Raw genomic sequence first — 13,872 nt, forward strand, 5'->3', positions numbered from 1 at the left:
GGTTACATGGATTTGAAAGCGTTACAAAACGGGTCAGATATAAGAGGAATAGCAGTAGAGCATGAGGAAAAAATAGCGAACTTAACACCAGCGCAAGTCGGGAAAATTGCAGTCGGAATGGTTCATTGGCTTCGTGATGAGAAAAACTTAGCTGACAAACAGCAATCGGGAAAATTGAGAATCGGTATTGGTCATGATAGCCGGATTTCAGCAGATAGCCTAAAACAAGCCTTGATCGACAGCTTTGTTGAGCAAAATGTCGAAGTCATAGACTTTGGTTTAGCGACAACGCCAGCTATGTTTATGGCTACGCAATTTCCGCAATATGATTGTGATGCGGCAATTATGATCACAGCTAGTCACTTACCTTATTATTTTAATGGCTTAAAGCTGTTCACTAAATCTGGTGGAGCGGAAAAAGCGGACATTGCTTATATCTTAGAACACACTGATGGACCTGCGCTTGTAGCAAAAGGCTCAGTAACCAAATACTCGATTTTAGAGGATTACTCTGCTGATTTAACCGATAAAATTCGTAAAGGCATGAAAACGACAGACGAGAAACCACTAGCAGGTTTTCATATTATAGTCGATGCTGGTAATGGCGCAGGCGGTTTCTTTGCGGAAAAAGTCTTAGCAAAACTTGGCGCAGACATTACAGGTTCACAATTTTTAGAACCTGACGGTATGTTTCCTAATCATATTCCTAATCCTGATAATAAAGAAGCAATGGCAAGCATCCAACAAGCTGTTTTGAAAAGTAAGGCTGATTTAGGAGTGATTTTTGATACGGACGTGGACCGCTCAGCAGTGGTAGATGCATCTGGTGAAGTCATTAACCGAAATAATTTGATTGCGGTCTTAGCGACGATTGTTTTGGCTGAAAATCCTGGTAGCAGTATTGTGACAAACTCACCAACTTCAAGCCATCTGAAAGAGTTTATAGAATCAAAAGGTGGCAAACAAGTGCGTTATATTTCTGGTTATCGTAATGTAATCAACAAAATGATTGAACTCAATGATGAGGGAATCAATACTCAATTAGCGATAGAAACAAGTGGACACGCCGCTTTTAAAGAAAACTATTATTTAGATGATGGTGCCTATGTTATTGCTAAAATTTTGATGTTGTTGCCTACCTTAAAAAAAGAAGGATCAACACTCGGTGATTTGATCAGTTCATTAAAACAACCGACAGAAACCCAAGAATTACGTTTTGAAATTCTAGCAGGAAATGTCCGTGATTATGGTGAACAGGTGATACGAGATTTAAGTGGTTTTGTCGGGAGTCAACGAGGGATGAAAATCGATCCTGAAAATCATGAAGGAATTAGGGTAAATGTTTATGATGAATATGGCAGTGGTTGGTTCTTACTAAGGATGAGTTTACATGAACCATTGTTAGTTTTACAAGTTGAAAATGATCAAGCTGGAATGAATCAAAAGGTTTTAGAAGAATTAGCAGGTTTCTTTGAAGGATATAAACAATTGGACTTAGCGAAACTCACTGAAGCATTGGGGAAATAGTAAAAGCTAGGAAAGAACAAAACGTTCTTTCCTAGCTTTTTGTTTTACCACAAACTCGGCTCGGCAACTGCCATAATCGTTTCTCCAGTAAACGGATGTGTCAGGTGCAGTTCATAAGCATGAAGCATCAAGCGTCCATTAGGTTTTGGATGATACAACGGATCACCAATGATCGGGTGCCCAATACTTGTTAGATGTACACGGATTTGATGCGTTCGTCCCGTTTCCAGAACACAATAAATAGTAGTGTGGTTTGTCTTTCGATCATAAGATTCAACGTCAACATGAGTAACAGCCACATCACCACGCCGTTCATCAATCACTCGTTTTCGTCGATCATGACGATCGCGGCCAATTTTTTTTCGAATGGTCATAGACTCGTTTAGCTGCCCTGAAATCACCGCTTGATAGCGACGATAGATTTGCTTACTTTCCAATAATCGGCCTAAAATTGGCAAAACGAAAGGATTTTTAGCAAATAGAATCGTACCGCTTGTTTCTTTATCTAACCGATGAACCACATATGGGACTTGGTTTTTAGGTGCTAAGTAGGCAGCTAAATGATTAAGGAGTGTGTCGTTTTCATTTGGTTGATTCAGGTGAGTTTTCATGCCGATCGGTTTATTTAAAATAATCAAATGATCATCTTCAAAAAGCACGTTCACTTTATCGGTATTCCCCAAAAGAATCGCTGGTATTGGATAATCTTCTGGCTCAAACTGTAACGTAACAACATCGCCGCTTTTCACAGGAAAATGAAATAAAGCGGGCTCTCCATTGATCGAAACATTTTTTCTGGTTCTCAAAAAGTGGCGTACTTTACGAGGAACTAACCATTCTTGTTCCAGTAATTCTCTGACTGTTTGTTCGTTAAAATTCTTTGGTAACTGGATGGATAATTCCATATGTTTTCCACCTTTTCAATAGCGTTCTCTCTTAGTTTAACAAATGGAAGGATAAGTTCAAGTAGTTAGTTGGGATTAAAGGTTCAAGTAAGGAAAGTTTTTTTGAGAAAGATAAGTAGAGAGTATGATGTTTCATTGTTCATCATTTGTGCCAGTACCGGTTCTATTTTTTTTTGTTAGTTTTTGTCTAAGGCGTTTGGTGATTCCAAGTAATGAAACTTCTCTCACTATGTTCGCCAAGTACTGTTCATCATCTACTCTGGCGAAGCCAGTCGTAGTGATTCACAGCAAATACCCACTCTTTGGGGAAGAGTGGGAAAGGAGTTAAAAAATGAAAAAGTGTTTTGTTAGGGTTGTTTGTTGGTATACATATATAATACAAACTAAATATGAATTTTTTGTGTATTAATTTATCTGAAACTGTAAATTTTTTCTAAAGAAGTGTTTAAGCTTCACACAAAATCATCAATCTAGTTACCGTTCATTGTATTGATCAAACGTTTCGTCCAGCTAAAATCGGTTTTTGTAATGGTATCATCTCCAAACTGTTTTCCATCCCGATCGATTGCATAAACGAACATGCCGCCTTTTTGTCCATCTTTTGGATTCCATTTTGCATAAGCGTAAGCCCGGCTTGTTTCGTAAGGTTCTACCGTATCATTCCAACGGTTGTGATCTTGTTCTTCTGGGAATGAGATACCAGGAAGAAACTGTTGTGGTGTGATCGATGTTTTGTACGTACTCCAAGTGCTATCTAAAGAACTAGCTGAGCGACCATAGGCTTGTACGAACAGATAATCAAAATAAGAAGCCGTTTTTTTAAATAAAGAGTGGTTATCTTTATTTGTATCGTAAATCAATAGCTTACCAGTATTAGAATTTGGACCTAATTTTTTAGATAAGGCTTTGAATGTACCGACTGCCATTTCTTCTTGTTTAGCAGTTAAACTAGACTCCATATCAACATCCAGTCCATCTAAATTCCAAGGCGTAAGATAAGTATCGATCAGCTGTTGAGCATAGGCTTCATATTCAGCTGTTGTTGGCGTAAAACCTGCATGTGGGACATTCCAAATTTCTCGAATGTCGATCGTCCGGATAACACGTGTTCCTCTAGCATGTAATGTGGGGACATAAGTGTCTTTCAATGTATCCCAAAATTTCTGTTGATCTGTACCAGGATTAACATAATGGAAAACAGAGACAATATCCACGCCTTCTGGAATATCTGTCATCGCAGTCACGTTTTGATCAGGTAAAGTTGAATTTGCATCGTGAGGCATGGTCACATCTCGCCATGTGCGATAGTAAGCCATCATGATGGGGTCTGCTTTGGCATTGCTTGTGCTGCCTCCGACGGATTAGAAAACAGACTAAAACTTAGTAAAAAGAAAAGCGGAATAAGTAAAAAGGTTAGTTTCTTAGACATAAAAATTCTCCTCTTCTGTTTTTTTGTAAAACGGTTACATTTCAAAAAAAGTGTAGCATAAAATAAATGATATTAATAATTAGAGCGGCTCTATTCAATGATCTAGGTAGCAATTTCAGGTCTAGTTGTCTAGCTTGAAAATTTTTCCAAAACAAAAAGAGACCCACTCTTTGGGGAAGAGTGGGAAAAAGGAGTTAAAAAATGAAAAAGTGTTTTGTTAGGGTTGTTTGTTGGTATACTTGTATAATAAAGGGAAAATATGAATTTTTTATGATCAAATCGTTTTTAAATAAGCACTTTTTTTCAATGAAAATAAGAACTTGCGATTTAGATTTCTACTTTAACCACTAAAATCATGGATTTCTTGATGGATTCTTAACCTTTTCTACATAAAAATAAAAGAAAAACGTGTTAAAATAGGCAAAACAAAATTCTCTGTGTATTATTCATGCTAAAGCCGTATGAATAACTGAACGGAACTGTGTTAAAATGGCTTAGAAACTTTTATATAAAGAGGGAGCACTATGGACTTTAAAACAATTATGGGAAAAATAAAAACAGGTTTTCAGCGCTTTTGGGCGTGGATCAAGCCATATCTGGTTCGTTTTCATCATTGGCGGAAGCGAATTTGGAAAAAATATCAAATTAATAAAATCATTTTACTATTAGGAATGGTTGTTGTTTTAGTTACAAGTATCTATCTATTTACTTTAGCTAAATCAGCGAATGTTGGGGCCTTGAAAAAAGGGTTGGAAGAATCAACTGTTATCTACGATAAAAAAGGCGACGAAGCCGGAAAATTGTTTGGACAAAAAGGAACCTTTGTGACGATCGATCAGATTTCTCCTTATGTCAAAGATGCATTGATATCAACTGAGGATCGAAATTTTGAGACCCATCACGGTTATGATATCAAGGGACTTTTGCGTGCGGTTGTTGGAAAGTTGAGTTTTGGGATGATTGGCGGCGGTGGCGGTGGTAGTACGATCACGCAACAGCTGGCTAAAAATGCCTACCTCACCCAAGAACAGACCATGACGCGTAAAGCAAGAGAGCTGTTCTTAGCAATTGAAATCGAGAAAAAATATGATAAGCAGCAGATTTTAGAGATGTATCTTAATAACTCCTATTTTGGAAATGGGGTTTGGGGAATCGAAGATGCCTCTCATAAATATTTTGCTGTGAGTGCGAGTGAACTGTCAGTCGGTCAAGCAGCAACTTTAGTTGGAATGTTGAAAGGACCAGGGATTTTTAATCCAATCGATTATGTTGAAAATGCAGTTAATCGCCGTAATACGGTTTTACAGTTAATGGTAGATAATGGGAAATTATCACAAGGCGAAGCGGATGCTCAAGCAGGTGTTGATATGGGCAGTATGTTAGCTGACAATTATTCTGATCAAAATTCAGACTACAGATATCCTTATTACTTTGATGCAGTCATCGATGAAGCTGTTAATAAATATGGACTAAAAGAAGAAGATCTATTGAATAAAGGCTATAAAATCTATACAGCGTTAGATCAAAATTATCAAGAAGCGATGCAGCAAACCTATGATAATGACGCCTTATTCCCACCAAATGCAGAAGATGGTGCAATGGTCCAAAGTGGTTCCGTTGCGCTTGATCCAAAAACTGGTGGTGTCCAAGGGGTCGTAGGGGGACGTGGGGAACACGTATACCGAGGCTTTAACTTCGCCACGCAAACGAAACGTTCACCTGGTTCATCATTAAAACCAATATCAGTATACACACCAGCTTTAGAATCTGGCATGAAACCAGACAGTATTTTAGAAGATAAGCCACAAGATTATTATCCAGCTGAAAACTATAGTAGAACAAATAGTGGTGAAGTGACAATGTATCAAGCGTTAGGTGAGAGTTTAAATTTACCAGCTGTTTGGACATTGCATAAAATTGGTTTAGATAAAGGATTTGAAAAAACGGAGAAATTTGGTATTCCTTTAGCGAAAGAAGATAAATATTATGGTTTAGCGCTCGGTGGATTGAAAACTGGAGTTTCACCATTAACGATGGCTAGTGCTTATAGTGCTTTTGCCAATGGTGGTGTTCAATCAGAAGCACATCTAATCACGAAAATTGTAGACTCTACGGGAGCTGTGATCGAAGACAATACCAATGCAAAAACGAAACAAATCATTACCAAAGATACCGCAGATCAAATGACCAGTATGCTTTTAGGTGTCTTCAGCTCAGGAACTGGGATAAATGCTGATCCAGCAGGCTATGTCATGGCCGGAAAAACAGGAACGACCGAAACCAATTTTGATACAGATAAAACCAATGACCAATGGGTTGTAGGCTATACGCCAGATGTGGTAGTTGCAACGTGGTTAGGTTTTGAGCAAACCAGTGAAAGCCATTATCTACAAGGAAGTAGTGCTACACATGCCTCGACCGTATTCAGTAGTCAAACGCAAGGTATTTTACCTTATACAGCACAAACACCGTTTACAGTAGCCGATGCGTATGCAACAGGCGGAATCGTACAGCCAGCTGGAGAAATTACAACGCCTGGAAATAACGATGCTTGGAAAGACAGTGTGAAAGATATTGGTGACCAAGTCAAAGAAGGAGCCAAAGATATTGGCGGTAAACTCAAAGAAGGCTGGGACAATGCCAAAAATGGGCTGAAAGACTTTTGGGGTGGCTTGACGGGAGAATAATCGGTTTGAAAACGAATCAAAGAATGGTACAATCAAAGAGAAGAATTTATAGAAATGAGGGAGATTGAATGAGCAATATTTATGATACAGCCAATCAAGTAGAACGCGAAATCCGTGAAATGGAAGAATTTAAAGCGTTAGAACAAGCGTATGCAGATGTAAAAGCGGATGAAGAAGCCTACAAATTATTTAAAGAATTCCAAACCTTCCAACAAGGCTTACAAGAAAAACAAATGCGTGGAGAAGAATTTTCAGAAGAAGATGCTGAAAAAGCCCAAGCTTTAGCAACTGAAGTTCAAGCAGCAGAAGTCATCAATCAATTGATGCAAAAAGAACAAGCATTTAGTTTGATCGTGAATGATTTGAACCGTATTATTATGACACCGATTCGTGATTTGTATAACGATTAAGCGATAGCGATTTAAACTTTAAAACAATGAGTGATACTGTTTTCACTCATTGTTTTAAAGTTTTTTTAGTATGCTTATTTCAATAACAGAGACAAAATAGTGCGTCGGAAAATAGATAAAATATTAAAAACTCTCCCAATTATCTCGATTTTAATGCTATAGTATTACTAAACGAAAAAAGAATTGGGGAACAAAAAGTATGATTGGTATTTATGATTACACAGTTATTCTAACGTATGGAAATGCAGTTTTTTCCATAGTCGGGATGTATTTGGCGCTGACTCAGCATATTGTTGAAGCGATTTTTTGTTTAGTATTTTCAGGTATTTGTGATATGTTTGATGGATTTGTCGCAAACACGAAAGAACGCACCAAGAGTGAGATGTGTTATGGGATTCAAATCGATTCACTCGCTGATTTGATTAGTTTTGGGGTGTTTCCAACAGTGTTAGGCTATGCTTCTGGTTTGACTCAGGGAATTTATTTGCCATTATTTGTCTTTTATATTTTAGCAGCTTTGATTCGTTTAGCGCACTATAATGTGACTGAGATGGAGAGAAAAGAGCACTGCGATACGTGTCGTGAGTATTATGAAGGCTTACCTGTTACGAGTAGTGCTGCCTTGATTCCGTTGTTATTTTTCATCGCAGGACGCTTGCACATTGCGTTTACATTAATCTATCCGGCAGCTTTATTGGTCATTGGGTTTTTATTTATTTCAAAAGTGAAAATCAAAAAAGTCGATCCTAGAAAGTTAGCTTTTGGCGCTTTTGTAGGAGCTGTAGTGGCTTTTTTTGTCCGTTAAATTTTTTAAAGGGGTAAATAGATGGAGAGACAGTTTAAAACAAAGCGTATTACTGAAAATAATAATTGGTCATTGAATTTTTTATACAAAAACCCGTTGGGACGTTGTTTGTTGAAAGTAATTATCCAGCCGCCACTTACAAAGCTTGCTGGAGTCTATTTGAACAGCTCACTTTCAAAAGGAATGATCAATCGTTTCATCAAAAAAAACAGTCTTAAAATGGAAGACTACAAACCTATGAGCTATACTTCATTTAATCACTTTTTTATGCGGGAAATCAAACCTGCTGCCCGCGTCTTATTTCAAGATAGAGGCTCTTTGAGTGCACCTTGTGATGGCAAAGTGACTGTTTATCCAATTAGTGACAAACAAACGTTTAAAGTTAAACATTCAGAATATGCTCTTTCAGAGTTGCTTGATAGCACAAGCCTTGCAGAGAAATGGCAAGGCGGATGTGCTGTCATTTTTCGTTTAACACCAGATGATTATCATCACTATTATTTTATTGACGAAGGGACGATTGTAGCGCACCAGAAAATAGCTGGTGTTTTTCATACTGTACAGCCGATCGCGATCCATAGTCAACCAGTATTTTCGACGAATGCAAGAGAAGTAACGGTAATTGAAACGAAAAACTTTGGTGAGATTGTCCAAATCGAAGTTGGGGCTTTAATGGTTGGAAAAATCAAAAATGTAAAAACCTCAGGCAATTGTCAGCGTTTTGAGAAAAAAGGCTGGTTTGAATTTGGCGGCTCTACAGTGATTTTGTTATTTCAAAAAAATCAAGTGATCATTGATCCAGAAATTTGGGTAAATACTGAACAAAATCTTGAAACAATCGTAAAGTTCGGACAAGTTGTTGGCAAAAAAATGGAGGAAAGTCATGAATAAATTGGCATTTTTGATGATTGGACTATTGTTTCTTTTGGGGAATTTTTATATTGGTAGAAAACTTCTTTCTATACTAGAACAATTTTCCTTTTTTAAACATCCACTAATTTTATGGGTAGTTATTGGCTTATTGGCACTTGCGTCAATGCTGACATTATTGTTGTTTGATGCTAATGTAGGGGGATTGGTCGGCAAAATTGGGAGCTATTGGCTATCATGCTGGTTTTTATCGTTGGTTATTTTTGGATTAACTGATCTGATTTTAACGATTTCAAAGAAAATCACCACAGTTCAAACAAAGACAGAACTAATCATTTGGCTTGGTTCAACCGTGTTGGTTGTTGTTTTATTCTGCTATGGTTCTTGGCAAGCACAACAAATCAAAACATCGAATTATCAAGTAACGATCGATACGTCAGCTAGCAATCAAGCGAAAAAAATAGAAGCGGTATTGATTAGTGATCTGCATTTAGGCTATGTTAATGATGTGAAGAAGCTCGAGAAAATCGTCACTAAAATCAATCAAATGCAGCCAGATGTTGTTTTTATTTCAGGTGATTTATTTGATGGGAACTATAAAGCGTTACAAGATCCACAAGGCATGGAGAAACAATTCAAACGCCTTTCCTCTACTTACGGAACGTATATGTGTTGGGGCAACCATGATGCAGGAGAAACGTTCGAGAAGATGAAAGCACTTGTTAAAGCATCAAACATCACCTTACTTGAAGATGAAATGACAGTCGTTGGCGAAGAGCTTTTAGTTGTCGGGCGAAAAGACAGTAGACCAATAGGCACACAAGATGGTAATAGAACGAGCGTTCAAGAACAATTCAAAAAAGTAGGAAACAAGTTGCCCAAGATTATTTTAGATCATCAACCTTCAAATATTGATGAATATGAACAGGCCAATGAGTTGATTCTTTCTGGCCACACACATCAAGGACAAATATTCCCGTTTAGTTTAGTGACAAAAGCTTATTTTACAGTAGATTATGGTTACTATCGTAAAAACGAAAATAGTCCTCAAGTGATTGTTTCTTCAGGTGTTGGGACATGGGGTCCACCAATGCGAATCGGAACCCAAAGTGAAATCGTCCGAATTGACATTACGCTAAAATAGTAGCTTATTAGAGGTTGGCAGTCGACTTACAGAGTCGAATTCCAACCTCTTTCTTTTTTTTGCTCTCAAAGAATAAAAAACGAACAAATTTTCGTATCTTTTTACTGACCGCTTCTTAATAAAATGATATGATTAAGGAAAAGAAATCGGGCGAACAGGAGGACCTTATGAAACTATTACATACGGCAGACTTACATCTGGATCGGTCTTTTGAAGGCCTTAAAAACAGTCCTAAACAAATCGCAGAAAAATTACAACAAGCTAACCATAAAACAATTACAGCAATCGTTGATATAGCCATTAGAAATCAGGTAGATGCGGTTATTTTGGCCGGAGATACCTTTCATCAAAGTCGGACATCTATCCGAACACAAGCCTATTTTATCGATGAGATGAAACGTTTGGATCAAGAGGGCATCCCTGTGATCATGTCGTTTGGGAACCACGATTATTATGTAGCAGAACGTTACTGGTTCGATTTTCCAAAAAATATGTTTCTTTTTCAAAAAGAACAGGTTGAGACGCATTATTTTATGACGAAGAATCAAGAAAAAGTGGCAGTAACAGGGTTTAGTTATGAGCATCCGTGGATCAATGAGGATAAACTTTCAGGTTTTCCTACAAAAGAGGCAGGAGTAGATATACATATTGGGGTTTATCACGGAGATACGACCAATAATGGAGCTCAGAATTATGCACCCTTTACATTTAGTACGATGAAATCCAAAGGTTATGACTATTGGGCTTTGGGACATATCCATCAGCCACAAGTAGTCAGTGCAGATCCGTTGATCGTGTATCCAGGAACACCTCAAGGACACACAAAAAAAGAACGGACGGTACAAGGGGTTGCCATTGTTTCCATAGAGGCAGGTCATGCAACGGTTCGATTTGAACCAGTCGCTCAAGTTTCTTGGCAAGTAGAGAAGTATTCGCTGCGTCAAGCTGGAAGTTTGCAAGAAGCGTTAAGTATTTTGACTGAGCTGATGTTGAAAGCTGGACCAACTTCTGGGCAATTGCTATTGAAAGAAATCCAGTTAACAGATATAGTGCAATTAGGCGAAGAATTCCAACTATCTTATGAAAACGGTGAATTGCTTCACTATTTACAAAACAGTTTACTGCAACAAACAAATCATTCACTATTTTTATTCAGAGTAGAGGTAGTAGCAGAAGATTTGACTAAAAAAGTTATGATCACTGCTGCGCCAGAGCTATTAAGTCAATTAGAGAAAAACTATTTACAACCGGATATCTTTTCAAATACATTACAAGAATTAGTGCAAAATCCATTATTTTCTTCAGTTGTGTCGATAAATGAAGAGTGGCGTGAGCGTAGTGTTGAGCAGGCCAATCAAAAAATCAAAGAAGATTTTGTCATTCAGGAGGATCAGACATGAAATTCGTTGCAATAGAATTGGTTGGATTCGGTAAATGGCAGCAACATAGGATTGATTTTTCATCCAAAAACCAATTAGTATTTGGCGCAAATGAAGCTGGAAAATCAACGATTTATCAATTTATTCAAGCAATGCTATTTGGCTTTCCAGCTAAAGGAAAAAGAAAAAAAGATTACCAACCTAAAAATGGTGCAGCATATGGCGGTCGTTTGTGGTTTACTCATCCAGTGTATGGTGAAGTACAAGTTGAACGATTTAAAGGTCAAAATAAAGGGCAAGCAAAAGTCTATTTTAATGACCAAGTGGGCGATGAGTCTATGCTAGAAAAGATGATCCATCCACTGACTAAAGAGCTATTTCAGTCTGTCTTTACTTTTCAGCAAGAGCAGCTTAGTCAATTAGAAAAATTAAATGAAGAAGCTTTGCAAACCTCATTATTATCTCTTGGCCTATCAGGAAGTCAACAGCTATTGGTCAGTAGAGAAGCCTATTTTAAGGACGCACAGACGATTTATAAGGGCAAAGGGAGTCAGCCACTATTAAATCAAAAGTTGAATGCCTATCAAAGCTTACAACAACGTGTAAATGATAAAGAGCAACAAGAGCGACCTTTTCAGCAGCTGCTGGCTGAGTTAGATAGTACTGAGCAGTTAGTAACAAAAGAACGTGAAACTGCACAAGAGATCAAAAGTCAACTAGCCTTGATAGAAAAACAGGTAATGAATTTACCATTATATGAAGAATTACAATCAATTGAACAGTCAAAGACGTTAACTGCGCTAAGTCGTGAAGAACAAGAAAATTTACTTTCAATTTATCAACAGAATCGGTTCTTAAATGAAGAATTAACAAGATTAAATCAAAGTATAGCAGCACAAAGTGAGACAGAAGATCAAACAGATGATTACCAGTTCTACTTAAAAGAAGAAGAACATATCCAACAATTACTGAATCAACGATATGATATTGATAAACTACTCTCTGAGATCAAGTGGATGACACAATCCTTACAGCAAAACCAAGAAGAGCTGTTTCCTTTGGAAAGAAAATGGGGCTGGAATCAAGAAACCCCGCCTCAGCTGTCGTTTGAAGAACAAGTGGTCAAGGAGATGAGAGATGAAATCGTTGCACGAACAGTCAAGCTGCAAACGACACAGACTGATTTAGAATTGTTGGAAGAAGAAATTGCGACGAGGGAAGAAAATTTAAGTACCTTTGAAACGGTCAATAAGGAGATGTTTCGAAAAAATCATCGCCAAACAACAAAAAAAGTTAATCTTCTTTTCTGTGGGTTTGCTGGAATCATTTTAGCATTGAGTTTCTTTTTACCGGTGCCGCTTCGATATGGAACGTTTATTTTAAGTGCAGGATTTTTGCTTGCAGGTTTATTCCCAGTTTTTTACCAACCAAAAGATACCTATGAAAATGAAAAACGACAATGGCAAGAAAAACTATCACAACTAGATTATCTGAACGATCAATTGCTAAAAATAAAAGCAGAAATGAAACGGATTCGTGAAGAGGAAAAAGACATGGAGCGTTTTATCGCTCAAAAAGTCAAGGAAAATCATTTAGGTCGAATGGATCAAGTTGAATTTTGGTTGACCTATCGTACTGATATTACACGTTATTTGATTTTGATCAATACCAATCAAGAGCTGAAACATCAATTAGAAGAAGACCAAAAACGAGCAGCAAAAATAGCGGAAGCAACTGAGCGTTACACAGCACAGTTGCCGATCGCGGGAACTTCGTTAGCTGAAAGAATGCGCGTAATCAGCAACTTTGCAGACAAAATGGAAAAAGTTCGTTTTGCTCAAGAATATCAAGCAGATGCCTATACCCGCCAGACGATTAGGGAAGTCAAAGAAAAGCAACAGCAGGTGATCGATCAAAGTCGGCCGTTACTGCAACGTTTCCAAATAGCGTCGATCAACGAGATCCCAAATAAGATCCAACACTATCAAGAAACATCTGCTAATCATAGGCGAAAACAAGAATTGCAAAGAATGTTAATAGGTTTATACCCTGAGACGATTGACCCACAACAATTACCAAAACAGCAGTTGGAAATGTCACAGAAGCTCAAAGATCTCGAAAGTACTATTCAACAATTACAAGAAAAAGAGCAGAAGCTGCTGTATCAGCGCCAACAAATGTTGTCAGATGGTACATTGGATGAACTATATCAAGAACAAGCAGAACTAAAAACAGAGATAGAAGAACTGGCTTTAGATTGGTCTGCTCATCAATTAGCAGGACAGCTGTTAATGGATTTGTTAACTGAATTATCAGAACAGCAGTTACCTAATTTATTGAAAAAGGCAACGGATTATTTCAAACTCTTAACCCAGAACACGTATCGAGGGATTCAGCTAGACGACGAACAATTGATCGTTATTCGTGAAGATCAGCAGCGTTTTATGTTGCATGAGTTGTCCACCGGAACAAGAGATCAAGTGATTATGGCTGTTCGCTTTGCTTTTCTTTATCTACAAGAGCAACGTAGCCTATGTCCTATTATGATCGATGATGGCTGGCTACATTATGATAGTCAAAGAAAACAACAACTAGCACAATTATTTGCCGTTTTTTCTGAGCATCAGCAAGTCATTTGTTTTTCTTCTGACCAAGAAATGGTAAGCTATTACAAAGAGTTAAAACAACCTATTATGGAATTAGAAGGAGCATAAGT

The 13,872-nt window shown here is 37.6% G+C and carries 10 protein-coding genes; 8 read left to right on the top strand and 2 right to left on the bottom strand.

All coding sequences use genetic code 11. The annotated features are described in order from the left end of the window. The first annotated feature begins 6 nt into the window (after positions 1-6). Complete coding sequence (locus ATZ35_RS06885) at positions 7-1,527, top strand: phosphohexomutase domain-containing protein (RefSeq protein WP_208930098.1); 1,521 nt, start codon at positions 7-9, stop codon at positions 1,525-1,527. 44 nt (positions 1,528-1,571) lie between these two features. Here the strand turns inward: ATZ35_RS06885 and ATZ35_RS06890 are convergent, their stop codons facing one another. Continuing rightward, the gene (locus ATZ35_RS06890; protein ID WP_208930099.1) at positions 1,572-2,432 is read right to left on the bottom strand and encodes an RluA family pseudouridine synthase; all 861 of its coding nucleotides are present in this window, start codon (positions 2,430-2,432) and stop codon (positions 1,572-1,574) included. Positions 2,433-2,902: 470 nt separating this feature from the next. Beyond that, positions 2,903-3,751, bottom strand: coding sequence for an endo-beta-N-acetylglucosaminidase (locus tag ATZ35_RS06895; RefSeq protein ID WP_244148222.1), 849 nt, complete (start codon positions 3,749-3,751; stop codon positions 2,903-2,905). A 634-nt stretch (positions 3,752-4,385) separates the two neighbouring features. On the opposite strand from ATZ35_RS06895, the gene ATZ35_RS06900 reads away from it, so the two are divergent. From ATZ35_RS06900 to ATZ35_RS06930, 7 genes are all read left to right on the top strand, one after another. Beyond that, positions 4,386-6,548 (top strand): transglycosylase domain-containing protein, encoded by a 2,163-nt coding sequence (locus tag ATZ35_RS06900; RefSeq protein WP_208930100.1) that lies wholly within the window; start codon positions 4,386-4,388, stop codon positions 6,546-6,548. Between the two features lie 68 nt (positions 6,549-6,616). After that, the gene (locus ATZ35_RS06905) at positions 6,617-6,958 is read left to right on the top strand and encodes a YlbF/YmcA family competence regulator (RefSeq protein ID WP_208930101.1); all 342 of its coding nucleotides are present in this window, start codon (positions 6,617-6,619) and stop codon (positions 6,956-6,958) included. 199 nt (positions 6,959-7,157) lie between these two features. After that, positions 7,158-7,763: a CDP-alcohol phosphatidyltransferase family protein gene (locus tag ATZ35_RS06910; protein ID WP_208930102.1), complete on the top strand. Its 606-nt coding sequence runs from the start codon at positions 7,158-7,160 to the stop codon at positions 7,761-7,763. A gap of 21 nt (positions 7,764-7,784) precedes the next feature. Then, positions 7,785-8,654 carry a phosphatidylserine decarboxylase gene (locus tag ATZ35_RS06915; protein ID WP_208930103.1) on the top strand — a complete coding sequence of 290 codons (870 nt, stop codon included), beginning with the start codon at positions 7,785-7,787 and terminating at the stop codon, positions 8,652-8,654. Then, a complete protein-coding gene (locus ATZ35_RS06920) occupies positions 8,647-9,777 on the top strand; it encodes a metallophosphoesterase (protein ID WP_208930104.1) in 1,131 nt (376 codons plus the stop codon). Before ATZ35_RS06915 ends, ATZ35_RS06920 begins: the two co-directional genes overlap by 8 nt. Positions 9,778-9,944: 167 nt before the next feature. Continuing rightward, positions 9,945-11,177 carry a metallophosphoesterase family protein gene (locus ATZ35_RS06925; RefSeq protein ID WP_208930105.1) on the top strand — a complete coding sequence of 411 codons (1,233 nt, stop codon included), beginning with the start codon at positions 9,945-9,947 and terminating at the stop codon, positions 11,175-11,177. Further along, on the top strand, positions 11,174-13,870 hold the full coding sequence (locus ATZ35_RS06930; protein WP_208930106.1) for an ATP-binding protein: 2,697 nt from the start codon (positions 11,174-11,176) through the stop codon (positions 13,868-13,870). The genes ATZ35_RS06925 and ATZ35_RS06930 overlap by 4 nt, the downstream gene beginning before the upstream one ends. The last annotated feature ends 2 nt before the right edge of the window (positions 13,871-13,872 follow it).

It is taken from the genome of Enterococcus rotai, from assembly GCF_001465345.1.
Taxonomy (GTDB): domain Bacteria; phylum Bacillota; class Bacilli; order Lactobacillales; family Enterococcaceae; genus Enterococcus_L; species Enterococcus_L rotai.

Bases quoted from the DNA above. Each gene is read 5' to 3' on its own strand.
- ATZ35_RS06885 (WP_208930098.1), top strand. From the start codon at position 7: ATGGATTTGAAAGCGTTACAAAACGGGTCAGATATAAGAGGAATAGCA.
- ATZ35_RS06890 (WP_208930099.1), bottom strand. From the start codon at position 2,432: ATGGAATTATCCATCCAGTTACCAAAGAATTTTAACGAACAAACAGTC.
- ATZ35_RS06895 (WP_244148222.1), bottom strand. From the start codon at position 3,751: ATGATGGCTTACTATCGCACATGGCGAGATGTGACCATGCCTCACGAT.
- ATZ35_RS06900 (WP_208930100.1), top strand. From the start codon at position 4,386: ATGGACTTTAAAACAATTATGGGAAAAATAAAAACAGGTTTTCAGCGC.
- ATZ35_RS06905 (WP_208930101.1), top strand. From the start codon at position 6,617: ATGAGCAATATTTATGATACAGCCAATCAAGTAGAACGCGAAATCCGT.
- ATZ35_RS06910 (WP_208930102.1), top strand. From the start codon at position 7,158: ATGATTGGTATTTATGATTACACAGTTATTCTAACGTATGGAAATGCA.
- ATZ35_RS06915 (WP_208930103.1), top strand. From the start codon at position 7,785: ATGGAGAGACAGTTTAAAACAAAGCGTATTACTGAAAATAATAATTGG.
- ATZ35_RS06920 (WP_208930104.1), top strand. From the start codon at position 8,647: ATGAATAAATTGGCATTTTTGATGATTGGACTATTGTTTCTTTTGGGG.
- ATZ35_RS06925 (WP_208930105.1), top strand. From the start codon at position 9,945: ATGAAACTATTACATACGGCAGACTTACATCTGGATCGGTCTTTTGAA.
- ATZ35_RS06930 (WP_208930106.1), top strand. From the start codon at position 11,174: ATGAAATTCGTTGCAATAGAATTGGTTGGATTCGGTAAATGGCAGCAA.